Below are 26,912 nucleotides of genomic sequence, written 5' to 3'. Positions count from 1 at the left end.
CTAGTGTGCCTCATCATTCCTTACTTCATAGCCATTTTTGAGAATCCACCAACTCAAAGCCGTAGCTTGTTGCAATCTCTTATAAAGTGATTGAGCAAATTCCTTATCATTGTGTCGTTCCATAGCTTTATGGAAATATTCTATTTGCTCCCCATCATTATTATAAATAAATCTATCTGTGGCGACAGAAAAATAACCAAGTGCATCATTTTCTCCAGCCAATGCTGCACTATCATTGCTTACAAGCGGAGTGCCAAAACTATAATAAGTGTAATTTTCAGGAGCGATAAGCTCTACAATGCTTGGGGTAATATCAATATGAGAGCCAATATTTGTATTTTTTTTCATTTCAAGAGTAGGTGAATAAATAATCAATGGAATAGTGTTTTGCGTTTTTAAAGAAGGCTTTGCATTTGGATATTCTCCATCATAATGATTTCCTGTAATGACAAAAAGCGAATCAGGAAGCACACGTGAAACCTCTTGAATAAAACGCGTTATCACTTTATCTTGATACCAAATATGCCCAAAAAATCGCGCATCTTTCTTTTTGTATTCAGAATGATTTGTAAGAAATTTCTGTATATCTTCAAGGGGCACATTAAACTGCTCTAAAGGCACATCATAAGGTGAATGATTAGAAGTGGTGAGTATCATATTAAAACTTGGTGTGCTTCTGTGTTTAAAAACATTATCTTTTATAAGGGTAAAAAGATAGTGGTCATATGCTCCCCATAAGCCCTCATAAGGAGAGGCATAACCATTAAGTTTTGCATTTTCAACAATATGAGTGCTATAATATATCTTTTCAAAACCTTGTGATGCGCTATATTGGTCAAGCCTTTGCCAAATACCACTGCCACCATAATAAAAATTTGTTTTATATCCTAAATCTTTCATAATTACGCCCGGCGCAGTGATAAAAGGCTGTAATGTCCCTATTATAGAATTTATGGGAATCTCTGTCTGAAACAATCCTGTAAGTTGCACATCTATACTTTTAATAGTAGAATCTGCATTTTGCAAAAATACACCAATTTTTGTTCCGTGTGCATCATTGAGTAAAGATTTGAGTCCTGAAGTCAAACCAATCTCATCAAACTCTTTATCAAAATGCCATTCACTCAAACTTTCTGCTATAATATAAAAAATATAATTAACTTTCTCTTTACTGCTATAAGTAACTTTTTTTGCTAATAAATCTTTGAGGTTATAATGTGTCTGTTTAGAATCTAGCTCAAAATACTCTTGCACCACTTCAAGTGGTGTTTGGGAAGTATAATCGCTAAAATGAGAATTTGAAATTCGCATATAACCGCGATAAACAAGGTAAAGATTCCTAAAAGCGCCTGTAGAAACTTTACGCAAAAAAGTATTTTCTACAGGCTTGGCAATTTGGTCTAAATTCCCACCCTTAAAGCTAAACGAAGAATTAATAGAAAACATCATTAAAAGTGCAAAAATAACAAACAAAATAGCTGAAGTAATTAAAGATTCTTTGCTTGTAGAGCGAGAGCGAATAGAGCTTAATGGGTCATAGCCATATTCACGCGTAATTTTGGTAAAAATTTTGCTATAAGCATACATAAATAAAAAACTGAGAATGCTATACATAAATATAAAACTGAGAATGCTATAATGTCCGCTTATACCTGTATGAAAAATTGCCTTTTGGTCATCAAAAATAAATCCAAGTAAATTTGCATTAAAAACATCATTATAAATCTCATAAAATGCAATCTCTGCAATACCTATAAATAAACTCACAATCACCACAATAAACGCATAAATCCATAAAATAACCCAACGCAATTCGCTCCAAAAAAATAATAGACCAATGGCAAAATATACAATACTTAAAGTGGCTATATGTCTAGAATCATAACGCAGTCCATTGATAAAAGTGTTTATGTATTCGCTAAAACTTTTTACTTCCCCTATGGCATCATAATATACTCCACTATAAAGCACAAAGCAAAGTTTTATCGCAAAAAATAAAGCAAATAAAAATAAAGCAAAGGTAATTGACTTAACAAGCAGCTTTTCAAACCACTTTCTTTCCATTTCTCCCTCCAAAATATAATCTTATTAATGTCTGAATCACTCGCCATATCAAAGCGATAATACAACCTATCCACAAAAATGGGTCAATACAATAATTTATAATACTCATCTGCCCTAGAATCTGTAACTCATAGCCTAGAATAGACAAAAGTAGCCCATAGCCTGCCAAAGCACACAGACTATAAGAAAAAAGAGACAAAATACAAAGAAAATAAAGTTGAATTTTAAACTCTAAATGGTAAATATCAATAAAACCATAACCTAAAAACCCATAATAAACTAATATCCCTAATCCAATCCATATATATTGTATGCTCGGTGGAAAAAAGTGATGAGATTGCATAAAATGCGACATTTGTATCAATAAAGAATCTGTTCTCATAGTGCAGCAAGGAGTTGCTGTTCTTTGAACAACAATGCGCATAAGTAAAAAACGAATAAGCCACCAAAGGCTTAAAAAGCATAGCATTAAACTTGGCACATCAAAAAGTGCATATACATAATCACACGCACTCCAGCCATATATGGGCACATTAAAACATATAAGCCACACTATGGCAATAATTACTATAAACTTGTTTCTTAAACATTGCAAACAAAATATTAATGCACAAAAAATGGTAAGATTAATCGCTATACATACAGCTATACTCATAATTCTGCCTCTATTTGTTGTGGTTGCGAATTTTGCTTGGTAGATTTTACAAGCAAAGACTTTGGCACAAGTGCAGTTTTAATATGTGTGCGTCCGTGAGTATAAGCAATATGCACGAAAGATTCATTAATAGCTACACTTGGATAAGAAACTTCATTGTCAAGCAATGTGTCAAGCTGCAAAAGAGGTTCAAATATCACTTGAGAATCTTTAAGACTAGATTGAAGTAATTTATAAATCCATAATTCCTCGCGTTTGTTTCCCGTAAGAGAGCTTGCTTGATTGTGTAATAAAAATAAAGAATCTAAAGCATTAAAAAGCACAGAAGAAGCATCATAATTTTTGAGATTGCTTGGTTTTGAATCTGCACATATTGTGCTACACTCACTTACATAAAGTGTATGCTCATAAGCTTTGTGATTGCGATAAATTCCTATACTTGAGTGCATTGTAAGTGGCACAAAGCTTGGTTGTAGTTGGGAGCGAAGCTGTGTAGGACGTGTAATAGAAGTAAGTTGTAAAGAAGGGCTAAACTCTAGCAAAAGCGGATATTTGCGCGCAAGCTCGTGGTAAATAGGCAAGATAAATCCACCATCACTTTTGGACATTGCAGGTGTGCGCACAAGATGAGAAAAGTTAAGCAAAGGGCTTATGTGCAATTCTTGCATATAACGCAAAGATTGTAGATTTTTGTCTAATTGAGAAGCAGATTCTAATAAAAGCCAATAAATTTTGCTTGTCGACCAACCACCCATACTCACTCCTACAACGAATAAATGCACTCTCCCTTGCATATCCACAAAAGTAATAGGATTCCCTAGTTTTTTAATAAATTTTCCACTTAGAGCAGAAAGTGTAGGAGCGTCTAAAAGAAGTCGGGGTTCGCTCCAGTGCCCAATCTGTGTATCTACTCTATTTTTCTTTATATCTTTATCAAAAGTAAAAAAGCTCTGATAAATCCCTACATCTCTCGCACCTTCATTACTTCCTGCAAAATATAAGAGCATAAAATCCTTATTGCTCACACTTGCGATATTGACAATCGCGCTTGCGTGTGCAGAAGCTCGAGAATTAGGAATATCAAAATAAATAATAGCTTGTGAGAGGGTATTTAATGGGGGGGGGGGCGATAAAAGATTTTGCTCTGGTAATACTAAATTCTGTTGCGAAAAATCAAGCTTGGTCTTGGGTGTCTCATCATTAATAAGACACCACCAAGCACACAAACAAAGCAAAAACACAAATATGCTATGCTTCGAATATGTGTAAAAGAGATCTCGCATTTTCATTACTTAAAAAAGCGTTTTAACAAATTGCGAAATGCGTGTAATGCCTTCTTTAAGCTGCTCTAAAGAACACGCAAAAGAAAGTCGCACAAATCCCTCCATACCAAAAGCAACTCCGGGCACAAGTGCTACTCCTTGCTCCTTAAGTAATGCTTGGCAAAATCCCATAGAATCTGTACCATACCGAGGTAATGTAGAAATATTAATAAAGAGATAAAATGCACCTTGAGGCTCACACACATTAAGGTTTTGAATATTATTAATCGCATCGCACGCAAAACGCATACGCTCTTCAAATGCCTTTCTCATATCCTCAATATCATTATTTGCCTCTCCTTTAAGTGCTACTATGGCAGCTTTTTGCGTGATAGAATTAATATTAGAAGTGCATTGGCTTTGAAGATTGTTCATTAATTTAACAAGTTTTTTGTCTTTACACGCGAGATAGCCTATACGCCACCCTGTCATCGCCACAGACTTACTTAGTCCATTAATTGTGATAGTGCGCTGCATCATATCCTCATTTACAGCTGCAACAGAGAAAAATTTCACTCCATAAACAAGTTTTTCATACATTTCATCACTCACAACCCATATGTTTGTGTCTTTTAAGACTTCAGCAAGAGATTCTAGTTCTTCTTTAGTATAAACCATACCGGTAGGATTAGATGGGGTATTAAGCACAAATACTTTTGTCTTGGGTGTGATGGCTTCACGGAGCTGTTTTGGTGTAATTTTAAAATTATTTGCTTGCGTTGTTTGCACAATGACAGATTTACCGCCGCTAAAGGTTACAAGTTCAGGATAGGTAACCCAATAAGGAGAGGGGATAATCACCTCATCATCTTTATCAACAAGAGCTTGAAAAACATTAAAAAGTGAGTGTTTTGCTCCATTGCTTACAAGTATTTCATTACGCTCATAAGCAAGAGTATTTTCACGCAAAAGTTTATCTTTAATCGCCTCAAGTAATTCTGGAATCCCTGCCACCGCAGTATATTTAGTAAAACCACTTTTTAACGCTCTAATAGCCTCATCTTTTATAATTTCTGGCGTATCAAAATCAGGTTCTCCAGCCGAAAAACTTAATATATCTTGCCCCGCAGCTTTTAATTCTCGTGCAAGTGTGCTAATAGCAATTGTGGTAGATTCTCCTAAAAGCTCTACACGTTTTGCATAAGTTGTCTTTTTCATCTTTTCTCCTTGTGCTTAAGATTACTCTTTAATATCCGCAAGTTTGAGTGTAAATTCAATCTCACCCTTGCTTAAACGCATTTCTTTTGCAATCGCATCAATGCTCCAACCATCACGAAACATACCAATAATGCGTTTTTCATCAATATTTGTGCTAGAAGTAGGAAAATAACCAAACTCGCGGATTTTCTCTTCAATACCCACAATTTTCTCTTCAATATAATCGCCTTCTTTATTGACTTGTGCTTCAAGAATCTCTATTTGGCGATATACATTTACCAAAGCATTATTGACTGCATCAATGCTCTCTGTTTTAATTTTGGTATTTAATGCAGTAGAGCTTAATTGATTCTCAAGTTCATTATCTTTAATCCATTTATGAATTTTAAAAATTTCATTATTAAGATCTTCCATACCTTTTTCAAAACGTCTTAATCGCTTGTTTAAATCAAAATTACGGGTATAATTAAAAAATGCAACTAAACATACAATACCTATTGAGACAAGCCCAAAAATCATACTGATACTACTCATTGAAACACCAAACATAAACTATTCCTCCATTTTTTGTAATCTTTTAGAATCTAAAATTGCTAAACGTTCCATTTGAACCACAAAGCTATCAAAATCTCCTGTGTCTTTATGATGAATACGCTCAAATTTTACAATCTGGTTATGGATTGCAGATGCAAAAATACCAATATATCTTTGTGGAAAGATAGGTAAAAATATACGCAAATAATACTCTTCTCCCTCTTCAAACACATTTGAAGGCATACATAACACATTATGCCCCACAAAATGAGCAATTCCTTCAAATGCCAAAGGAATATATTGTGTCGTTTTATTTAAAAGTATTTGCTCAATATTCTCCACCTTTTGATAAAGCTCTACAAGCAGCTCAAGCAAAACCTCATCGGTATCCTCTGTGGCTTTTTTAGATTTAAGTTTATTAAGCCATTGTGCAATAGAACCATAACGATGTTGCGCAAGAGTAACAAACTCCTTATTAAAAGTTGCCTGATTAGCTTCATCTAGCTTTGAAAAAGCTACTTCAAGTTCGCACGGCACGATACGTGTGTAAATACCGCATTGCTCAAGTATGCCTTTAATATCCATATACAACCCTTATAGAATCTATTAAAATACAAATAAAAAATATCATACCCAAATAACCATTAGTAACAAAGAAAGCTTTGGGAATATTTTTTAAATGCACACTGACTAAATATTGTTCATAACAAAGCATAAGAGCAGATAAAACTACGCCTATTTCTGCAATTTTGCCAAGCTGTGCTTCATATACAAAACTTACCCAAAATCCTACTGCTATAAGATGACATAAACGCGAAATCCACAATGTAGCTTTTACTCCAAAATACGCAGGAATAGAGTGTAGATGGTTATCCTTATCAAACTCTATATCTTGAATAGAATAAAGCAAATCAAATCCCGCTACCCAAAATAGCACCCCCACAGATAAAAATATACTCCACAAAGGAATCTCACCCATAACTGCAATAACTCCAGCTATGGGTGCTAAACCCAAGCATACACCAAGCACCCAATGTGCTATGGCACTAAAACGTTTGGTATAAGAATAAAAAGCCAAAATAACTAAAAATGGTACACAAAGATAAAACGCAAGGGTATTGATAAAATAAGAAACAAATATAAAAATTAAAGCATTGATAACATTAAAGGCTACAAGACCGCTAAGACTAATACGCCCATCAACACTCGGACGCTTATTTGTACGTAAATTGCGTATATCAATATCCCTGTCTTTAAGACGATTAAAGCCCATAGCAAAATTTCTTGCACTCACAAGAGCCAATATACAAAGAATAAAAGTTTCCCACCCACACCACGGAATCCCATACACTTGCATACTTGCTACAACTATTGCAATAAGAATAAAACTGCTTGAAAAAATTGTATGCTCAAAAGCAACAAGGTCGCTAAAATTTTTTATTCGCCTACCCAACGCTTGAAATAAGTTCATTTTAAATCCAGTCCTTGATTTGATTATTCTTTATCTTGCTTAAGGTAAAATAATGTAAGATTTTAAAATACCTTACCAAAAAATAAGCTAAAACTCTTGCAAAATAAGGCAAAATCGTTTAATATATCGCATTCTAAAAGGTGGGGTTATTTCTCTAATATTAAAAATTTTAAAGGACAGGGTGTATGGACAACTTGAATTACATTGACATAGGGATTTTAGTATTGCTTATTTTACTTTCCCTTAAGGGCATTTGGCAAGGTATTATCCGCGGTTTAGCAAGCTTTTTGGGTATATTACTTGGGATATTCTTTGCCTCAAGATTCTATAATGATGCGGGCGAATGGTTTGCAAGCAACATTTATGATTTTAATTCCCCTGACCTTAATGCGCTTGTAGGTTTTCTTATCATTATTACATTCATTTGGGCAAGTTTTCTGCTTCTTGGTGAGATTCTCTATCGGGCGATAAAATTCACGCCTCTTGCGGTGCTTGATGGTGCTTTTGGTTTAATGTTTGGATTCTGTAAGGCATTTTTGCTTATTTCTATAATTGTCTTTGGTATTTCACAAATTGGGTGGCTTAAGAATTTTTCACAAAATATTGAACAAAGCAGTTCTCTATTTCCGATGATGAAAAATCTTGCTGTGCATATTATGAATCTTGAGCAAATACAAGAAGTTAAAGAAAATTTAAATAATTTTAATACGCAACAACTTGAAGAAAAACTTGACAACACGACAAAACAGCTTCAAAATAAGCTACCAACATCGCCTAAACAAGATTCTCATAATTGGCGACAAAGGTAAATAAGGTAAAATATGTTTTCAAATTTTTATGTTCAACAACGTATAAAAAAAATGGAACTTATGCGACAAGAAGGCTTTAATCCTTATGCTAATAAAACTACACGCACTATCAGTAATTACAATTTTTTAAATAAATATAATCATCTCAAAATGCAATCTTCAGATGATACGCAAGATTGTACGCAAAATAAAGAGATTGAAAGCATTGTAGGACGTGTGCGTTTTATCCGTCTAATGGGAAAAGCGTGCTTTATTAAGATTCAAGATGAAAGTGGTATCCTTCAAGCTTATGTATCAAAAAATGATATTGGAGAAGACTTTTTATTGATTAAAAAAGTGCTTGAAGTTGGGGATATTATCAATGTAAGTGGTTATGCTTTTGTAACCAAAACCGGTGAATTAAGTATCCACACACTTACATTGCAAATACTTACCAAAAGTATCGTCCCACTCCCAGAAAAATTTCACGGACTAAATGATATTGAGCTACGTTATCGCCAACGTTATGTAGATTTAATCGTTAATAACAAAGTTAAAGAAACTTTTAAACTGCGTAGCCAAATTGTCTCGTGCATACGACAATTTTTTGAGCAAAAAGGATTCTTAGAAGTGGAAACACCTATGCTCCATTCTATTCCTGGCGGAGCAAATGCGCGCCCTTTCATCACTCATCATAATGCACTTGATGTAGATAGATATCTACGAATTGCGCCCGAACTTTATCTCAAACGTCTTATTGTAGGGGGATTTGAAGCTATTTTTGAACTCAATCGTAATTTTCGCAATGAAGGTATGGATCATTCACATAATCCAGAATTTAGTATGATTGAATTTTATTGGGCATATAAGACTTATGAAGACCTCATTACACTTACCCAAGAACTTTTTGCTTTCTTATTTAAAAAACTCAACTTACCGCATAGTTTGATACACGATGAGTTAGAAATTGATTTCTCACAATGGCACATTATAGGCTACAAAGAAGCATTAATTAAAATTGGTGGTTTAGATAAAAATATCATTGATAATCAAGACGCACTCCTTAGCTTCCTTATGAGCAAACATCTTAAGGTAGATAAGAGTATGTCTTATGGCAAACTTTTAGGCGAAGCTTTTGATGAATTTGTTGAACATAAACTCATCAATCCGACTTTTATCACGCAATATCCCATTGAAATTAGCCCTTTAGCTCGGCGTAATGATGAGAATCCAAATGTTGCTGATAGATTTGAGTTATTCATCGGTGGTAAGGAAATTGCCAATGGTTTTAGTGAGCTTAATGACCCAATCGACCAATTTGAGAGATTCAAAGAGCAAGCCAAGGCAAAAGATGCGGGAGATGAAGAAGCGCAGTATATGGACGAAGATTATGTATGGGCACTTGCGCACGGTATGCCACCTACTGCTGGAGAAGGCATAGGTATTGATAGATTAGTAATGCTTTTAAGCAATGCAAAAACAATTAAAGATGTAATTTTATTTCCTGCATTAAAGCCAACTAAATCAAATTTTGATATAATACTTTCTCAAGACGCATTATCTAATGCTCAAATAATCAAGGAGAACTAATGGATTACTCAATCAAAGAGCAGGACTTTGAGGTCTTTGAGCTCATAGAAAAAGAGCTTGAACGACAAAATGAGCATTTAGAAATGATTGCGAGTGAAAATTTTACTTTTCCAAGTGTTATGGAGGCTATGGGAAGTATTTTAACAAATAAATATGCTGAAGGTTACCCATTTAAACGCTATTATGGAGGCTGTGAGTTTGTTGATAAAATTGAAGAAATTGCGATTGAACGAGCAAAAAAACTCTTTGGTGCAAATTTTGTTAATGTGCAACCACATTCAGGCTCACAGGCTAATGCAGCGGTATATGCAGCGATTTTAAAACCTTATGATAAAATTTTAGGTATGGATTTAAGCCACGGAGGACATCTCACACACGGGGCTAAAGTCAGCACTTCAGGGCAACTTTATCAAAGCTTCTTTTATGGTGTAGAGCTTAATGGGCGTATTGATTATGATAAACTCGCACTTCAAGCTCAAGTGGTTAAACCAAATGTTCTTGTATGTGGATTCTCTGCTTATACTCGTGAGCTTGATTTTAAAAGATTGCGTGAGATTGCAGATTCTGTAGGGGCTTACCTTATGGGTGATATTGCTCACGTAGCTGGGCTTGTGGTTGCAGGAGAATATCCAAATCCTTTTCCACATTGCCATATTGTTACCACTACGACACATAAAACATTGCGCGGACCTAGAGGTGGAGCGATTCTTACAAATGATGAAGAACTCTATGCTAAAATCAATAAGGCTGTATTTCCAGGTATCCAAGGTGGACCTCTTATGCATATTATCGCAGGAAAGGCAGTAGGTTTTAAAGAAAATCTCAAACCTGAATGGAAAATTTATGCAAAACAAGTAAAGTCAAATATTCAAGCTCTTGCAGAGGTGCTCATCAAGCGCAACTATGAACTTGTAAGCGGTGGAAGTGATAATCATCTAATTTTAATGAGTTTCCTTAACAAAGATTTTAGTGGCAAAGATGCAGATTTAGCGCTTGGTAATGCGGGAATAACGGTGAATAAAAATACCATTCCAGGAGAAATCCGTTCTCCTTTTATTACAAGTGGTATTAGGATTGGCTCTCCTGCTCTAACTGCACGAGGTATGAAAGAAAAGGAGTTTGAATGGATTGGAGAAAAAATTGCTGATATTCTTGATGATATTAACAATACCAATTTGCAAGAACATATTAAGGCACAAGTCAAAAACTTTAGTCGAGATTTTAGAATCTATGACCGACCAATTTTTTAGGGGGGTGAGTCGTGACAGAAATGGATTTAAAGTTAATTAAAATGGATACATCGCATTATTATAAACGTGTCAGTGGATTAGGAACAAAAGTTAGTCATATGGGGCGGATTCTCTATGATAAATACGAGAGAGTAGATGCAATGCTCACTTCTATGCTTATTAACAAACATTTTCGTAAGGAAATTGTAATTGCGCATTCACTTTTGCTTGCTAAAGGAGCAAAAGTGGAAAATATTGTTTTTGATTACAATGGGCGTAATCCTGAAAAATTCTATCATCGTGCTCAACTGCTTTTACGTGAAGAAGGTTTCTTAAATTTTACAGCATTTTGCTCTAAAACACCAGGACATTTGCACCTCTATATACATAAAGGACATACAGAGATTAATGAGGGAAAACGTTTGGCTAAAACGCTTTCTATCAAGTTGGCTCAACGCTGTCCTAAAGAATGGAGAGTGTTTCCTAGTGATGAAATGCCTTCAAATTTTAACATTTTAGCCTTGCCCTATGATGTTTATGCTAAAGAGCGTGGAGCATCTTGGGCAAGACATATGTAGCCAAAACATAATATGAGAAGTTTAAATTATTTAAGGAGTAACTAATGGAAACAAAACGAGAACTCAATGATATCTTAATCAATGATGATGAATTGCAAAAACAAAACCGCACAAAAAAACTTATGATGATGATTGCCACAGCATTAGTTTTTTTAAGTATTTTAATTGCAGTAGTTTTTATCCTTACACGTGATGATGAAGAGCTTGATGAGAGACATACTGCAACCAACAGTGGTTTAACTCCCATAGATTCTCAAAACGATACATCGCATTCAAATCCTCAAGATGGTTTTGTTGATATTCCACTTGCTAATAGCGAATCAAATGATGACCCATTTCAGCAAATTCTTAATGACATTCGTAGCCGTGATCCAAAAAATACAAATACACAAACACAGGTTGCACAAAATCAACCACAAGCTCCTGCCACTCCAATAGAGCCAACAAAACCTGCACAACCTGTACTTCCACCTAAAAATACTACCCAACCTACTCAAAAAGTATCAGATTCTCCAAAAAAACCTGCAACCACTGCTGCCACAAGAGAACCAGCGAAACCTGCACAACCTGTGTTAGTTCAGCCTACTCAAACAAACAAACCGGAGCCAACAAAACCTGCACAAAATGCAGCTCCTGCTAAACCTGCTCCAACTCAAAATCAACCGCAAGCTCAAAAAAATGTGGCAAATGTTTTTGAAGATGTCTCTGTAACTCGTATGGATACTTCTAAAAATGGGCAAGTTGCAGAAAAGGGATTCTATGTGCAGGTAGGCTCATTTGCCAATAAGCCAAGTGCAGATTTTCTTAAAAAAATTAGTAACTATAGCTATCGTGTTTATGCAGGTACTTCAAATGGGCAGCCGACAACAAAATATCTCATCGGACCTTATCATTCACGCACTGATGCTGGACGTGATTTGCCTAAATTTACAACCCTTGTCTCTGACCCAGTGCATTTTGAGGTAAAATAATCTTATAATGAAAAAAACTTTTGGATTGATTGGTGTAGGTGGCTTTGTCGCTCCTAGACACCTTCAAGCCATTAAACATAATAATGGTGAGTTACTCTGCGCAATTGATAAACACGATTCAGTTGGTATTTTAGATAGTTATTTTCCAAATGCTAATTTTTTTACTGAAGCTGAACGTTTTGAGCGCCACCTTGATAAACTTTGCCGCAATGGCACACCTCTTGATTACATCAGTATCTGCTCACCTAATTATCTTCACGATACACACATACGCCTTGCCTTACGCAATGGTGCATCAGCAATTTGCGAAAAACCTATTGTACTTAATCCTTGGAATCTTGACGCCCTCATACAAGCCCAACAAGAAAATAAACAAAAAATCTACACAATTTTGCAGCTTCGTCTTCACCCAAGCATTATCGCCCTTAAAAATCGCATTCAAACCCTATTAGCACAAAACCCTTGCAAAATCTTTAATATTGATTTAAGCTATATTACTGCAAGGGGCAAATGGTATTTTCACTCTTGGAAAGGTGATGAAAGCAAAAGTGGAGGTGTAGCAACTAATATCGGGGTACATTTTTTTGATATGCTGCTGTGGATTTTTGGCTCATTCAAAGAAAGTATTGTGCATATTCGTAATGAAAAAAGCGTGAGTGGTTACCTTATATTAGAACACGCACAAGTGCGTTGGTTTTTATCTATTGATGAAACACTTTTACCTGATGAATGCAAAATACAAGGAAAAAGAGTTTATCGTCGCCTTATATTCGAAAATGAAGAATTTATCTTCAGCGAAGGGTTTGATGATTTACATACAAGAAGTTATGCAGAGATTCTCTGTGGCAATGGGTTTGAATGCACTCAATCACGAGAGGCTATTGAACTTATCCACCATATCCGCCATAGCACACCCATTGGCATTAAGGGCGAATATCACCCTCTGAATGCAAAGGTGCAAGTAGTATGAAATGCTTTATCCACCCTACAAGTATCATTGATGAAAATGTCAGCATAGGAGAAGGGAGTAAAATATGGCACTTTTGCCATATTCTTAGTGGCAGTTCGATAGGCACAAACTGCTCTTTTGGGCAGAATTGTATGATAGGTCCAAATGTGATAATTGGTAACAATCTTAAGGCTCAAAATAATATCAGTATTTATGAGGGTGTGAGAATCTGCGATGATGTGTTTTTGGGACCAAGTGTTGTTTTTACCAACGTCATTAATCCTCGTGCATTTATCTCACGCAAGAGTGAATTTCGCCCTACTCTTATTAAACGCGGTGCTTCTATTGGCGCAAATACTACTATTATATGTGGTGTAGAAATCGGGGAATACGCCTTTGTTGGCGCTGGAAGCGTAGTTACAAAAAACATTCCTAATTTTGCTCTTTATGTGGGAAATCCCGCACGACACCTTGCTTGGGTAGATAAAGCAGGAAAAAAACTTGTATTTGATGCAAAAATGATGGCTTATGATAGTTATGATGGCACAATGTATCATCTATGCAATAATCACATTGAAATAATAAATGAGAATCTGTAATGATAAATGATTCACTCCCTCACACTTGCACCCTGCCAAGTTTAGAATCTGCACACATTGCAGTCATTGGCTTAGGCTATGTCGGGCTGCCTCTTGCTGTGGCTTTTGGCAAAGTTTATCCTACAATAGGTTTCGATATTGATTCTAAACGTATAGAGGAACTACAAACTGGCATTGACAACACTCAAGAAGTAAACAAAGAGGATATTCTTCAGGCTTCACAATTATATTTTTGCGACCAACTCACACATATTGCATCAGCAAATATTTATATTATATGCGTGCCAACTCCTATTGACAAAAATAAAGTCCCAGACCTTTCTCCACTCCTTAATGCAAGCAAACTCGTAGGCAAAGTGCTCCAAAAGGGGAATCTTGTCATTTATGAATCTACGACTTATCCCACTTGCACAGAAACCGAATGCAAAAATATGCTTGAATCCACTTCTCACTTATCTCTTAATAAAGACTTTTATCTCGGATATTCGCCAGAGCGCATAAATCCTAGTGATAGCTCACATACGCTCACACAGATTCGCAAAATCACTTCGGGTAGCACATTAGAAGTAGCAAAGTTTGTGGATTCTCTGTATGCTTCAATTATTACTGCAGGAACGCATTGTGTTTCTTCAATCAAAACTGCCGAAATGGTAAAAATTATTGAAAATGCCCAGCGCGACCTTAATATTGCCTTTGTAAATGAAATGTGCATTATTTGTGATTATTTAGATATAGATGCACTTGAAGTGCTTGAAGCTGCAAAAACAAAATGGAATTTTCTTCCCTTTAGCCCCGGATTAGTCGGCGGACATTGCATTAGCATTGACCCATATTATCTCACACACAAAATGAATGCTATTGGTTATATTCCACAAGTAATTAGTTCAGGGCGACTTATTAATGATATGATGCCACATTTTGTCGCACAAAAAATGATCAAATTAATGATTGCCCAACATATAGAAGTGCTCTCAAGCAAAATTCTTATTCTTGGCATAACATTTAAGCAAAATTGTCCTGATATACGCAACTCTAAAGTGCCACTTGTCAAAAAAGAGCTTGAAGACTTTGGCGCACAAGTGAGTATCTATGACCCTCTTGCTAATGTCAAAGAAGTTCAAAAACAATATGGTATTACCCTCTTACCCTCACTTCCTACTGAATATTTTGATGCAATTTTTCTAGCAGTGGCACACGATAAATTCTTATCTCTCTCTCATCAAGATCTAGGCAAAAAAGAGCACATTTATTACACACTTACTCACCATAAACTGAGTCCAGATTTATAAAATTGCACGATAAGATAAGCAAAAAATGCAACACTCATACAATGAAGCGCATAATATGCTCTCTTAGAATATATTGCCCATATACATAAAATACCATACCCACATATAAACCACAATGGCGTATAAAATGTAATAGCATTAATCTGTTTATCTTTTATCCACAAGAAAAATTCATCACACACCCACCCAAAACCAAATATATGAGCTACAAGCATTAAAGGAAAAAATACTACAAAAATGAGACTAAGAGGGATTGAAAGCACATTTAAAGGTGTAAAATAAGGAAAAAACCAATGCACAAACGGCAACATATCTAAAAAAATAAGTGTATTAAAACTTATGGGTACAGATACTATTTTATGCCATAATCCACCTACCCAATGAATATGGCGCACAAAAAGATAAATAAAAAATACGCCACTTACAGAAAGTGCAAAACCTATACTAAAGATTAAACGTGGAAAAAGTGCTAAACACACGCATACAACGACAAATAGCAATTTAAAACTGATTAATCTAATGCCGCTATATACGACAAAGAATCCGCACACTGCCATTATAAAAGAGCGTAAAAATGAAGGTGAAAAATCAAGCACAATAAGATAGCCAAAAAGACACACAAGCACCAGCAATCCAATATCAAAATATTTATTCCGATAGCTCACAAATCTATGAAAACTATTATATACAAGACTTAAAAGCCCTCCTATAACAAAACTTAAAATCCCCAAATGAAATCCACTAATAGCAATTAAATGGGCAACACCAAGCTTATTGCTTATATCACGCCAAATATGTGGTAAAAAATCTGCCATAAAAAGCGTTTTATATAAATCAGCTACTAAAGATTCTTGATGCTGTGAATCTATCCATTTTCTCACACCTTGACGATAATCATATTCAGACAAAAGTGAAATACGATAAGAAATAAAAAAACAACTTTTTAAATATTGCGCAAAAGAGCATTCAAGCCTTTTGCCATAGATTCTCACAAAACGATGTGAAATATCCTTAATATCTTCTTTACTTGTAGTATAAAATACTTCACCATCGCTTGTTTTGAGCTTTAAGACCTCATAGACGCTATTTTTGCCATTATTTTGTTTGCTCTTTGTATATTGAGCAATGACTTGTGCATATAGCTCTTGCGTATGTGTGGGTGTAGTATAGATTCTATACTGAACATATTCTTGATATAAATGCAAAGCAAAAACCAACGCGCAAATACATATAAATACTGCCCATTGTCTTCTTGTGCTAAAAAGTTCAACTTCAAAAAGTGAATGTGTATTTTTATGAGAATCTTTCACTTAAATTCATCAAATATTTGGCATTTGGACTTGTGGAGGCAGATTCTCTATTTGTGTCATAAACTCTTCTCCATCAATGCGCGTTTGTGTCATCTCGTGCTCATACTTTTCGGGCACATCTTCAAAACGTGTAAAGCGCGTATCAAATTGAATCTCCACGCTTCCTGTTTCGCCATTACGATTCTTGGCAATAATAATTTCAGCTTTCTCAATTTCGCGTTTTTGATATTCTGGTTTAAAATCTTTTTCCTTACCTTCTTTTTTTAATCGCGCATATCTGTCATTATCTGCACGTTTTTTATACACATCTTCACGATATAAAAATAAAATAATATCTGCATCTTGCTCTATCGCACCAGAATCTCGCAAATCTGATAAAATAGGTCTTTTATCATCACGAGATTCCACAAAGCGATTAAGCTGTGAGAGTGCAATGATTGGCATATCAAGCTCACGAGCTAACATTTTAAGCCCACGCGAGATTTCAGAAACTTCTGCTTGTTTGCTACCCTCATTTTTACCGCCATTCATAAGCTGCAAATAATCAATGATTGCTATACTAATTTCTGGGTGCTGTTTTTTTAATCGGCGCAAACGCCCTTTTAATTGTGCAATACTTAAATTTGAATTATCATCAACCCATATAGGCTGCTTTGCAAATGCATCAATAGTTTCACTCAGGTTTGACCACTCATTATTAGTAAGATTGCCTATTCGTAGATTTTGTAAATGAATAGAAGCCTTTGCACTTATCATACGCATAACAAGCTGGAGAAAAGGCATTTCAAGGCTAAAAAAAGCTACGCCTTTTGGAGAATCTAAAATATGTTGAGCAAGATTAAGCACAAATGATGTCTTTCCCATAGAAGGACGTGCGCCAATGATAATAAAATCTCCCTTATTAAAGCCTGTTGTCAGCAGATTAAGCCTTTTAAATCCCGTGTCAAGCCCTACTACAACTTGATTACCACGATTTTTAAGCTCCTTGAGATGTTCTAGAACTCCTATTGCCATTTCGTGTGCATTCATAACATTATCTTGGGGTTTGCCAAGTGCTACATCATTGAGCTTACGCTCCACTTCATCAATAATATCTTCTACACTCTCTTGCATATCAAGTGATTTTTCACGCAAAAAATTTGCCAAAGAATGAAGCTCGCGCTTGATACTCGCCTCTTTAATCTCGCTCACATACGCTTCAATATTGGCAATAGGATTAAGGGCTGTAATCTCAAGTAGTTCTTCTTGTGAAATTTTTTTATGTGATGGTTTTCTAGTAAGAATAAGCTCTGTATCAATTGGAAGATTACATTTATTTAAATATACACACATATCAAAAATATCACGATGTGCTGGATATAGAAAATCATCAGCTTGAAGTTCAGCAGAGATTTCCTCAAATTTTTCAGGAGAGAAAAAAATTGATGAAAGGACAATTTTTTCAATACTAATGATATGCTCTTGTTGCTGCATCTTTTATATCCCTATTGTTCAAATGATTTTAGATTCCATAATCTTACCTTGTTTTTATTTAAAGAGTAATTTGTATTGAATTAAATGTGCTTATTCGTATGCCTCCATAAAAGCGTAAATTTACTGCCCTCTCCTAGCACACTTTGCACCTCTATTTTTATATTATACTCGGCACAAATACGTTTAATAAGTGTTAAACCTATACCAAAGCCGCCTTGAAAATCATTGCATCGCACATACCGCTCAAAGATTCTGTCCATTTGCATTTGTGGCATACCACAGCCACTATCAGCAATAGACAAAAGTCCTTTTTGTAACACTATATTAATATGTCCGCCTTTTTTATTATATTTAATTGCATTGTTCAATAAATTATCAATCACACAACTCATTTTTTCTGCACTCGCAACAATCATACTTGGCTCTATATGGATTTGAACTTGAATGGATTTTTGCTCAAAAAATGGTGAAAAATATTCCAATCTCTCTTTGAGGAGAACCTCTAAAGCAAGATTCTCACACTTATTATTAATACTATGTGGAAAATTATACGCCACCAAATCCTTATACAAATGACTTAAACTCTTTGAAGCAAGCTTAATACGCTCAATTTTTTGCATCTGTGCTGATGTAAGATTTTGTGTTTGAAGCGTCTCAATACTCATTAAAATAATACTCAAAGGCGTATTAATTTCGTGAGTGGTGTCTTTAATAAAATTATTAAGAGAGTTAATCTTCTCCTGTATGGGCTTTAAAAAAAGTCGCACTAAAAAATATGCTACAATACCCACGATAAAAAGTGAAAGAACAAAATAAAAAATAAGCTTTATTTGTAAAAGCAATATTTGAGAATCTAACGCATTATCTTGGATAAAAATTTTATACCTAGGATTCTCACGGAATTTAGAAAGTGGGCTTTTGCTTTTTTGCGTGTTTTGCTTGTGGGATTGAGATGTTTTATTAAGATGCGAAGTCAAAAGCGGAGACTTTGGCAATCGCTCGTGCATTGAGGGTTCCATAATCACTTTACCCTCACGAATTGCAACGCCTTGCTTAATTTCATTCTCACTCAACGCAACATAAAGCGTATCATAAATTATTTCATTTTTATGATTATAAATGCGCAAGGGATAGTTAATATCTGCGCTAATTTGTTTTAAGGCAGAAGGTATATCATCTTTATTTGTATGTAAAATTTCATATACTTCAAGACTAATCTCGCGTAATTCACTTACCTGTTGAGCAATAAGATGACGTTTTTCTTTTGCATAAAAAAACCAAAAAAATACACATAAAAAAACTCCTGTTGTGCCAAGATATAAACACAACACTTTAATAATTGCACGTTTTGAATTATCAGACATCACTCCTCCCAATCACGCATTATAACAATACCCTCGCCCACGCTGGTTAAGAATACTATCTTTACCCAAAATTTTACGTAGATTCTTCACATATACACGCAAACTCATTTCGCTTGGCTCTTGTTCATATTCCCAAAGTGTATCAAAAATTATCTCTTGAGAGACATAACTTCCTTTATGTTGGAGCAAAAGTGATAAAAGCAAGCTTTCTTTTTGTGTAAGAGGAATGACTATGCCACTTTTATCATAAAGTAATTGCGTAAGAATTCCAAATTTAAAGCCATTAGGCAAAATAATAAAATCCTTATGAGTGTGCAAAAACGGACGCTTGAGTAATGTATTGATACGACATTGAAGTTCTAAGAGTTCAAAGGGCTTTTTAATATAATCATCACAACCTACTTTATATCCGTTGTGCAAATCATCAATTCTATCAAGTGAAGTAATAAAAATAGCAGGAGTATCTTTCCCGCACTCCCGTAATTCTTTGAGCACATCAAATCCATTACCTTGAGGCACTTTCACATCTAAAATCCACAAATCAAAATATTGTTCATAAGCGCAATCTAGAGCATCTTTAGCATTATCACACAATCGCACATTATAGCCTTGTTCTTGCAAAAACTCCAATAGAATCTCTGAAAGAACAAAATCATCTTCAAGTAACAAAATTTTTGCCGACATTTTATTTCTCTCTTAATCTTCATTTTGCCCCCATTTAAAGGGAGCATTTACCTATTTTTTATCTTTGCAATGACACAAAGCTTTTTTGCCTTTAGAATCTTTAAAATCTCCACACGCCATTAAACCACTTTCTTTGCGCTCTTTACTACTCATTTTTTCAAGATGCTTTTTCATCGCCTCACGTGTAGCTTTTTTATATTCTCTGTATTGCTTAACACTCAATTTTTCGGTCGCTTTTTCATATTGCTCCTTGAGTTTGCTTTTAAACTCTTTTGCCTCTTTTTCTGTCTTTGACTTAAGCCGTTTTGCTACTTCAAGTTCATAATCTACAAACTCTTCTACTTTTACAATGCCAGAAAGCTTAACAAGTTCCGCATCACTTCTTGAGCTAAAATCTGCTGCATTAAGATTACTACAAAGCAGTGCGCTTAAAACGCTGCCCAATACATATACTTTTACATTTTTCATAAAAACTCCTTATCATGTTTTGTCTGTATAGACTTAAGAATTTTATAAAAATAAGGTGAAACCAAAGTAAAATCAAATATATTCTTTATAAAGCAAATAAATACAAGCTATCAAAGATACACATACAACGAGAGGCTTAATGATTTTTATGCCATAGCCAATAGCTATACGCGAACCTAAACTCGCACCTATAAACTGCCCTAAAGCCATACATAATCCCACAATCCATAGAATCTTTCCACTTAGTGCAAAAATAAGCATTGAGGCAATATTTGTAGCAAAGTTAAAAAGTTTGGTATGAGCAAGTGCATCAAGCAAACCAAAACCGCCTAAAGAAATCAGTGCTAACATTAAAAATGAACCTGTGCCCGGACCAAAAAATCCATCATAAAATCCAATGCCTCCAAGCACAAAACCCAAAGGCACAAAGCCAAGAAGTGCGTGAGAAGATGCTTCTGTGATTTTTGGCGAAAAAAGAAAATAAAAAGCAAAAATAATGAGCAAAAAAGGAATACATTTGCGCAAAAAATCTGCTTCAAATACCTGCACACACAATGTTCCCAACAAAGAAGATATAAATACTACAATCACAAAAGGTAAATGCTCTCTTAAACGAATATAGCCTTTCATATAAAAATGAAAACTCGCTCCAAAACTCCCAAAACAACTTTGAAATTTATTCGTGCCAAGTGCTTGAAGAGGAGGAATACCCACAAAAAGTAAAGCAGGGATTGTTATCATACCCCCACCTCCAGCTATGGCATCAATAAATCCTGCCACAAATGCTGCAAACATCAAAAAGATAATCATACCTACATTTATATCAAGTTCCATCACTTTTACCCCAAAGCCAGTTGTTGTTTCTGAATTTACTCTAATAATCTAAATATTCTATCTTATGAATTTATTGAATTTTATAAAACAAAGGATATTACTAGGAAGAAAAAGTCCCCCCCAAAAAAAGAGGAGACTTAAAGAAGTGTTACTTCAATTAGTTAAGTAACCTAAGAATATTTTGCTGAATTGCATTTGCTTGAGAGAGAGCATAGCTACCAGATTGAGCAAGAATATTAAGTTTTGTAAATTCTGAACTCTCTGCTGCAAAATCCACTTCACGAATACCAGATTCAGCTGCCTTAACATTCACTTGAGTAATAGTGATGTTATTTACTGTGCTTACCATTTGTCCAGATACAGAACCAAGGTCTGCTCTAATTTTATCAAGTGTTTTCATTGCAGATTCTGCAATATCCATTGATATCATTGCACCTCTTAAGCTTGTTACACCAGAACCAAGGTCTGCTCCACCAGATGCAATAACAGCATTATAGTTTGCACCTGAAGCAGAACGAACATTTTCATTAAATACACCTTTCATATCACGAAGGTTTGTAGTTGTTTGAGCTACTTTTGTATCATCATTATATCCTGTTGAGCTAATATTCAAACCAGAGACAACAATATCTCTTGCATCAGTTCTCACAAGAGAGAGACGTCCATAGTTGTTTGCACCAGTAGTAAGATCGTGTCCGCCATTCACAGTAGTAATTGCTACATCATTACCTTGTCCTGGCACAGCACCATTAGCCTTCAAACTAATACCACGTCCATCTGTGCTTCTAAGCATCAAGCGACCAAGATTATCTGTATAGGCTTCAACACCTGTGTGCATTGTTGCAGCATTGAAAGCTTGCACCAAACGTCCATCGCTATCATTTTTTTGAATACCAATAATATCTCCAATAGAAACACCATTAACCATAAGATTTGCCAAACTTCCAGATTTAATTGATTCATCTGAAGTTGTATATGCGTTTGCTTGAGCACGAACACCTGTTTTATCAGAGTTTTTATTAATAACTTCTGCTAAAACACCAAGTCCTGTTCCTGCAGAGTGAGAAACCTTTACAGATTCTAAAGTAATATCATTAACCCCATCAACATTTTTAAAGGTTACAGTTACTTCACCAGAAGCAGTAACTAAAGCACCTGTCTCAATACGCACCTGTCCAATCTTATCAGATGTAGTTGAACCAATAGATGTTTTAATAGATTGGTTAGAATATGCACCTACTTGGAACTCTTTGTTAGTAAAAGCACCAGAAAGAAGAGCCATACCATTATAAGTAGTATTATTACCTATACTATCCAAACCTTCAATCAAACGGATAATGTCCATTTGAATCATTGAACGAGATTGTGTAGATTGTCCATCTTGAGCTGCTTGAACGGCTTTAGATTTGATTGTATCAAGAATCTTAAGTTGTTCGTCCATTGCCTTATCTGCAATTTGAATAATTCCCATACCATCATTTGTATTTCTTATTGCTTGTCCTAGCGCACTTGCTTGAGAGCGCAAACTATCTGCAATTGCCATACCTGAAGCATCATCTGCTGCCTTGTTAATGCGAAGACCAGAACTCAATTTCTCCATAGAGTTTTTAAGGTTGTATTGAGTAAAGGTAGATTGTGCGTGCGCATTAAGTGCGTTAACGTTAGTATTGACTTGAAAAGCCATGGTAACTCCTTTTTAAAATTTTCCTTAGGCGTCCTTGCCTTTGGCTGTAATACAAATCGGCTATGATGAAAAAAATTTAATTGTTTTTTAGGAAACAATGAATAAAAGAGGTTACATTTAGAGACATACAAAAAATAAATATAGAATCTTATTCCTAAATTTATAGCAGTTGTAACCTTGCAAGTGCATAATTTGATATAAAGTTTAAAATAAATTTGTCCTTTTAGGAGTTACTTATGGAAGATGTATTTGACCCAAAATCCTTAACAATGAGTGTGCTTGCTTCACCAAGTATGGCAAATTTTAGTGGCGTTATGCACGGGGGTGAGCTTATGAAGTTGCTTGACCAAGTAGCATATGCTTGTGCAACACGATATTGTGGCTGCGGTGTGGTAACTATTGGCGTTGATGGTATGGTATTTAAAAACCCTATCCCAATTGGTTCGCTTGTCATTTTTCTTGCGTCAGTAAATTATGTGGGAAGCGTAAGCTGTGAAGTAGGCATAAAAGTTATTAGTGAAGATATTAAAAATCGCTTTGTTACTCATACTAATAGTTGCTACTTTACTATGGTAGCTATTGACCCTAGTGGTAAAAAAATCAAAATTCCACCGCTTACACCTACCACAGAAGAAGAAAAACGCCGATTTGAAGCCGCTAAAAAACGTAAAGAATTTAGAGCCCAAATAAAGCCCTAATTACTACTTTGCACAAGGTTTTTGTTTCGCTCTAAGTATTATTTCTTGTGTTTGCTGGGGTGAAAGACGATTATTAAGATAATCTTTCATATGTGAGAATGTTGTAAGCAATACAGGTAAGATTTCACCCAAATCTTGCGCATTTTTTAAAGATTCAAGAGCAATCTCATCATTATAAAAAATAAACTTATTGAGATTCAAATCAGCCTCTCTCAAGCGATAATACACATTACCATCTGCTATAATTTCAAGAATACGCGAGGGCAAGATTTCATTAGTTATCAAACCATTTTCTTTATCAAAATACAAATTATATCCACAAATTTTTTGCTTCTCTTGCAATACGCTCAACTTCTCATCAAGAATAAGACTTTGGACATAACAAGCCCTATCTGCTACGCCAAGCAACATAAATCTATCAAAATCTATCAAATACTCCCTGCCCCACTCTTTCCCTTGAGCATCTTTAAACTGCTTTTGATGTTCAAGATTCTCAATACCAAACACCTCTTCTAGCCGTATTTTAAACATTTCAGGAGCAACACCTCTCACATCTTGTGTTTTATAAGCTTGATACACTAAAGATAGCATAAAATCTACCTCTTGCGGAGTAAGACATACTGGGAGATTTTCCTTAAGGGCATTATTTTCCTTTGAAACAATGCTTTTGATACTCTCAATTTCAAAGGGTGAAAGGTTTAAGCGAATTTTGATATATCCTGCCTCTTCTTCAGGCTTAGCTTCTGTAAGTGTGATTTGCAAAAATTTTGTTTTATCCATTTGTTCTAAAACAAAAAGTGCATCTTGATACAAATCCTTATTTTCATCTGAAATTACATCATTATATTGAGATAACTCGGATTTAATTAAATGGAGCAACTCATTAAAACGTTCTTGGTTTTGGCGCGTATTATAAAGAGCATAAGCCCCTATAAACATTGATGCAATATAATTTTGAAATGAAGAGGGTTCAAAATGGTGTTGAAATATTTGAAAATGCTTAAAATCTTTTTGCAAAGAATCTAATGCTAAAGAAAGATTATTTGCCACATCATTATTCAATAAAGTTAAAGTCAAATAATCAAGTCCATAAAGATAATTTCCTATAAGAGCGTTATCATAAACATTTTTATGGGGATTTTGTGCAATTTGTATTAATTCTTGAGCTTTTGGGCTAGAAAAATCTTGTGTTTTTGAAATTTCATAAGCATTCTTAACGCGTTCTAAATGCAAATACCAATCCTCATTTCCTATATTTTGTTCCAAACTTGGTAAAAATTCTAAAAGTTTGACTAAAATTCTATCTAAAGGAGCTTGCTCTTTTAAAATTGCGTGATTAAGAAGCATAAAGGCTCTGTGATATACCTCATAGTGCTCTTTTGGCAAAAAATCCTGATATTGTGCAAGATTTGCACCAAGTGTTGAACGCAATTTAAAGCTCTCTGAATGTTCTTCCTTACTCTCATTAATCAAATCTAAATGATACAAACCAAAAAGTATTAAAAGTCGCACTTGCATTTGAGATTCTATAATGGTATTAAGCTCTCCTGTGCCTTTAGCACTTTGATACTGCTGCGAAAGAAGTCTCTCTAAAGTATCCACCTCATCTTGACTATTAAGCAACAAAAGGCTTAAGGAAATCTCAATTTCCGTATTAAGTCGCTGAAGAATGGGTAATTTCTCATAAGGTTGTGCCGAAGTGCATAATACATTCCATTCTTTTTTCAAGGCAAATGCTTCTTCAAGTGTTTTACTTTGAATCTGATGTGTTTTGTTCTGAAAATATGCTTGTCTAAAAAGTTGAGCTACTTCATAGCGTTTATGCTCTACTGGAATAAATTTATCTGTATCTGCATTTTTTTGCACCTCTTTGGGTAAAAAAGAACGCATTAGCTCATCTGTCGTAGTGCTATAAACATTATTTTCAAAAATCTTGTCCATTAGTTTTTCAAGGCTTTCATTACCCTCAAGTATAAGAGCTGGTTTCTCTGGAGGTGCTTGATCGGGAGTAGAATCTGTGGGTTTATCACTACAAGCTACTAACAATACACTTATAAGCATTCCCCATAGTATATAAATGCAGTATTTTTTCATCTTTGCTCCTTTTATTTTATTTTACTAAGCTGCAATGTAAAGCGATGTTTTTCCTCGCCCACTTTCACATACACATCAAGCGTCCCCTTTTGTAATTTTTGGGGCGCATAAATTACAAAACCGCCCTGTGGTGCTTTATATGGTTCAAGAGTATTTTTTTGCATCATACTTGATATAATAAGTGCTTTTTTTGCTCTCTCATCATCAAGGCGCATTTGTTGCCAAAGTCGCTCTCTAGCAGAAATAATCATATAATCATATATATAAAATCCACCCATATATCCCCGATAAATAAAGGGCATTCCTACAAACTGATTCTCTGGCATAGGCTTTGGCGGCATATAAAGATGATAAGATTCTATAATGAAACCATAATCAAACGAAGCACTCTTAAGTTCATTATCACTCAATGAATTTAATGCCTTATCATTTTGATACATTTGCACACAATCCTTATCAAAAATTACCTTTTGAGAAGCAAGATTTTGCGCAGAAATAAAAAGTGCTAAAGGAATCGCGCTTGAGCCTCCCACAAGTGTCTGTCCTACCTCAAGTCGCACTTTACTCTTAGGTTTTATAGAATCTATAATTTGCACACCCTCGTGATACAAGCTCACATCCTCTACTTCAAGTTTATAGGTAGCACAACCTTTCCATAGACAAACACAACAAACAATACACATATAATATTTTAAAAAGCTGAACATATATGTGATTGGCTTCATAGCTCTCCTTGCCCAGAATTAATAAGCCTAGTCCTTTAATAATCACTTTCTCTTGCTTTTGCGCCCCCAATACAAAGCAACACAACAGAAAATAAATTTGCCACAACTGCACCTACCACAAGTGCAGTAGCAATTTCAATATCACCAAAAACTTGTAAAAATACAAAAGCAGGTATAAGATGAAAATCTGCAACCAAGGAGCTTGCAAAAAGCTCAGCGGAAAGACTATTTTTTACACCGATGCGGAAAGTTGTAGCAATAAAATTAATCGCTGTAGCAATAAAAAGTATCACTATATTACTTTCATACAAAAATCCAAGCGTAAAAGTTAAGCTCATCAAACTAAAAAATACAAAGAATACCTTACCCCAATCCATTACT

The 26,912-nt window shown here is 35.0% G+C and carries 26 protein-coding genes; 9 read left to right on the top strand and 17 right to left on the bottom strand.

All coding sequences use genetic code 11. The annotated features are described in order from the left end of the window. From HH_RS08095 to mqnP, 7 genes are read right to left on the bottom strand one after another with little or no spacing between them, the layout of a single operon-like run. Window positions 1-2,064 (bottom strand): LTA synthase family protein, encoded by a 2,064-nt coding sequence (locus HH_RS08095; protein ID WP_226989489.1) that lies wholly within the window; start codon window positions 2,062-2,064, stop codon window positions 1-3. Continuing rightward, window positions 2,045-2,719, bottom strand: a complete 675-nt coding sequence (locus HH_RS08090) for a hypothetical protein (protein WP_011116512.1) — start codon at window positions 2,717-2,719, stop codon at window positions 2,045-2,047. The genes HH_RS08095 and HH_RS08090 overlap by 20 nt, the downstream gene beginning before the upstream one ends. Continuing rightward, complete coding sequence (locus HH_RS08085) at window positions 2,716-4,002, bottom strand: sialidase family protein (protein ID WP_226989488.1); 1,287 nt, start codon at window positions 4,000-4,002, stop codon at window positions 2,716-2,718. The genes HH_RS08090 and HH_RS08085 overlap by 4 nt, the downstream gene beginning before the upstream one ends. A gap of 9 nt (window positions 4,003-4,011) precedes the next feature. Next, the gene (locus HH_RS08080) at window positions 4,012-5,199 is read right to left on the bottom strand and encodes a pyridoxal phosphate-dependent aminotransferase (RefSeq protein ID WP_011116510.1); all 1,188 of its coding nucleotides are present in this window, start codon (window positions 5,197-5,199) and stop codon (window positions 4,012-4,014) included. Window positions 5,200-5,220: 21 nt separating this feature from the next. Further along, window positions 5,221-5,748 (bottom strand): hypothetical protein, encoded by a 528-nt coding sequence (locus HH_RS08075; protein ID WP_011116509.1) that lies wholly within the window; start codon window positions 5,746-5,748, stop codon window positions 5,221-5,223. Window positions 5,749-5,751: 3 nt separating this feature from the next. Continuing rightward, on the bottom strand, window positions 5,752-6,318 hold the full coding sequence (locus HH_RS08070; protein WP_011116508.1) for a hypothetical protein: 567 nt from the start codon (window positions 6,316-6,318) through the stop codon (window positions 5,752-5,754). Beyond that, complete coding sequence (gene mqnP, locus HH_RS08065; protein ID WP_011116507.1) at window positions 6,308-7,204, bottom strand: menaquinone biosynthesis prenyltransferase MqnP; 897 nt, start codon at window positions 7,202-7,204, stop codon at window positions 6,308-6,310. The genes HH_RS08070 and mqnP overlap by 11 nt, the downstream gene beginning before the upstream one ends. Window positions 7,205-7,389: 185 nt before the next feature. On the opposite strand from mqnP, the gene HH_RS08060 reads away from it, so the two are divergent. From HH_RS08060 to HH_RS08025, 8 genes are read left to right on the top strand one after another with little or no spacing between them, the layout of a single operon-like run. Further along, a complete protein-coding gene (locus HH_RS08060) occupies window positions 7,390-8,013 on the top strand; it encodes a CvpA family protein (protein WP_011116506.1) in 624 nt (207 codons plus the stop codon). A 12-nt stretch (window positions 8,014-8,025) separates the two neighbouring features. Further along, entirely contained in the window at window positions 8,026-9,582 is a 1,557-nt protein-coding gene (gene lysS, locus HH_RS08055; protein ID WP_011116505.1) for a lysine--tRNA ligase, read from the top strand. After that, on the top strand, window positions 9,582-10,832 hold the full coding sequence (locus tag HH_RS08050) for a serine hydroxymethyltransferase (protein WP_011116504.1): 1,251 nt from the start codon (window positions 9,582-9,584) through the stop codon (window positions 10,830-10,832). The genes lysS and HH_RS08050 overlap by 1 nt, the downstream gene beginning before the upstream one ends. A gap of 11 nt (window positions 10,833-10,843) precedes the next feature. Then, window positions 10,844-11,389, top strand: coding sequence for a DUF1882 domain-containing protein (locus HH_RS08045; protein ID WP_011116503.1), 546 nt, complete (start codon window positions 10,844-10,846; stop codon window positions 11,387-11,389). A 44-nt stretch (window positions 11,390-11,433) separates the two neighbouring features. After that, complete coding sequence (locus HH_RS08040) at window positions 11,434-12,360, top strand: SPOR domain-containing protein (protein ID WP_011116502.1); 927 nt, start codon at window positions 11,434-11,436, stop codon at window positions 12,358-12,360. Window positions 12,361-12,367: 7 nt separating this feature from the next. Next, on the top strand, window positions 12,368-13,330 hold the full coding sequence (locus HH_RS08035) for a Gfo/Idh/MocA family oxidoreductase (protein ID WP_011116501.1): 963 nt from the start codon (window positions 12,368-12,370) through the stop codon (window positions 13,328-13,330). After that, window positions 13,327-13,908, top strand: coding sequence for an acyltransferase (locus HH_RS08030; RefSeq protein ID WP_011116500.1), 582 nt, complete (start codon window positions 13,327-13,329; stop codon window positions 13,906-13,908). Before HH_RS08035 ends, HH_RS08030 begins: the two co-directional genes overlap by 4 nt. Next, a complete protein-coding gene (locus HH_RS08025) occupies window positions 13,908-15,197 on the top strand; it encodes a nucleotide sugar dehydrogenase (protein WP_011116499.1) in 1,290 nt (429 codons plus the stop codon). Before HH_RS08030 ends, HH_RS08025 begins: the two co-directional genes overlap by 1 nt. Here HH_RS08025 and HH_RS08020 read toward each other — a convergent pair. From HH_RS08020 to HH_RS07990, 7 genes are all read right to left on the bottom strand, one after another. Further along, entirely contained in the window at window positions 15,170-16,507 is a 1,338-nt protein-coding gene (locus HH_RS08020; RefSeq protein WP_011116498.1) for a ComEC/Rec2 family competence protein, read from the bottom strand. The two genes, HH_RS08025 and HH_RS08020, sit on opposite strands and share 28 nt — an antisense overlap. Before the next feature lie 9 nt (window positions 16,508-16,516). Beyond that, a complete protein-coding gene (locus HH_RS08015; protein WP_011116497.1) occupies window positions 16,517-17,980 on the bottom strand; it encodes a replicative DNA helicase in 1,464 nt (487 codons plus the stop codon). Between the two features lie 80 nt (window positions 17,981-18,060). Continuing rightward, on the bottom strand, window positions 18,061-19,344 hold the full coding sequence (locus tag HH_RS08010) for a sensor histidine kinase (protein WP_011116496.1): 1,284 nt from the start codon (window positions 19,342-19,344) through the stop codon (window positions 18,061-18,063). A 12-nt stretch (window positions 19,345-19,356) separates the two neighbouring features. After that, a complete protein-coding gene (locus HH_RS08005) occupies window positions 19,357-20,028 on the bottom strand; it encodes a response regulator transcription factor (protein ID WP_011116495.1) in 672 nt (223 codons plus the stop codon). Window positions 20,029-20,079: 51 nt separating this feature from the next. Continuing rightward, window positions 20,080-20,496: a DUF1104 domain-containing protein gene (locus HH_RS08000; RefSeq protein ID WP_011116494.1), complete on the bottom strand. Its 417-nt coding sequence runs from the start codon at window positions 20,494-20,496 to the stop codon at window positions 20,080-20,082. A 72-nt stretch (window positions 20,497-20,568) separates the two neighbouring features. Then, on the bottom strand, window positions 20,569-21,330 hold the full coding sequence (locus HH_RS07995) for a TSUP family transporter (protein WP_041309408.1): 762 nt from the start codon (window positions 21,328-21,330) through the stop codon (window positions 20,569-20,571). 157 nt (window positions 21,331-21,487) lie between these two features. Beyond that, complete coding sequence (locus HH_RS07990) at window positions 21,488-23,014, bottom strand: flagellin A (RefSeq protein ID WP_011116204.1); 1,527 nt, start codon at window positions 23,012-23,014, stop codon at window positions 21,488-21,490. 236 nt (window positions 23,015-23,250) lie between these two features. Here HH_RS07990 and HH_RS07985 point away from each other — a divergent pair, with 236 nt between their 5' ends. Then, window positions 23,251-23,712, top strand: coding sequence for an acyl-CoA thioesterase (locus tag HH_RS07985; RefSeq protein WP_011116492.1), 462 nt, complete (start codon window positions 23,251-23,253; stop codon window positions 23,710-23,712). Between the two features lie 3 nt (window positions 23,713-23,715). Here the strand turns inward: HH_RS07985 and HH_RS07980 are convergent, their stop codons facing one another. From HH_RS07980 to HH_RS07970, 3 genes are read right to left on the bottom strand one after another with little or no spacing between them, the layout of a single operon-like run. Beyond that, the gene (locus HH_RS07980; RefSeq protein WP_011116491.1) at window positions 23,716-25,806 is read right to left on the bottom strand and encodes a hypothetical protein; all 2,091 of its coding nucleotides are present in this window, start codon (window positions 25,804-25,806) and stop codon (window positions 23,716-23,718) included. 11 nt (window positions 25,807-25,817) lie between these two features. After that, complete coding sequence (locus HH_RS07975) at window positions 25,818-26,531, bottom strand: hypothetical protein (RefSeq protein ID WP_011116490.1); 714 nt, start codon at window positions 26,529-26,531, stop codon at window positions 25,818-25,820. A 35-nt stretch (window positions 26,532-26,566) separates the two neighbouring features. Further along, complete coding sequence (locus HH_RS07970; RefSeq protein WP_011116489.1) at window positions 26,567-26,908, bottom strand: DUF6394 family protein; 342 nt, start codon at window positions 26,906-26,908, stop codon at window positions 26,567-26,569. Window positions 26,909-26,912: the final 4 nt, after the last annotated feature.

It is taken from the genome of Helicobacter hepaticus ATCC 51449 (assembly GCF_000007905.1).
GTDB lineage: Bacteria > Campylobacterota > Campylobacteria > Campylobacterales > Helicobacteraceae > Helicobacter_C > Helicobacter_C hepaticus.
This window is presented reverse-complemented; position numbering and strand designations above follow the sequence as displayed.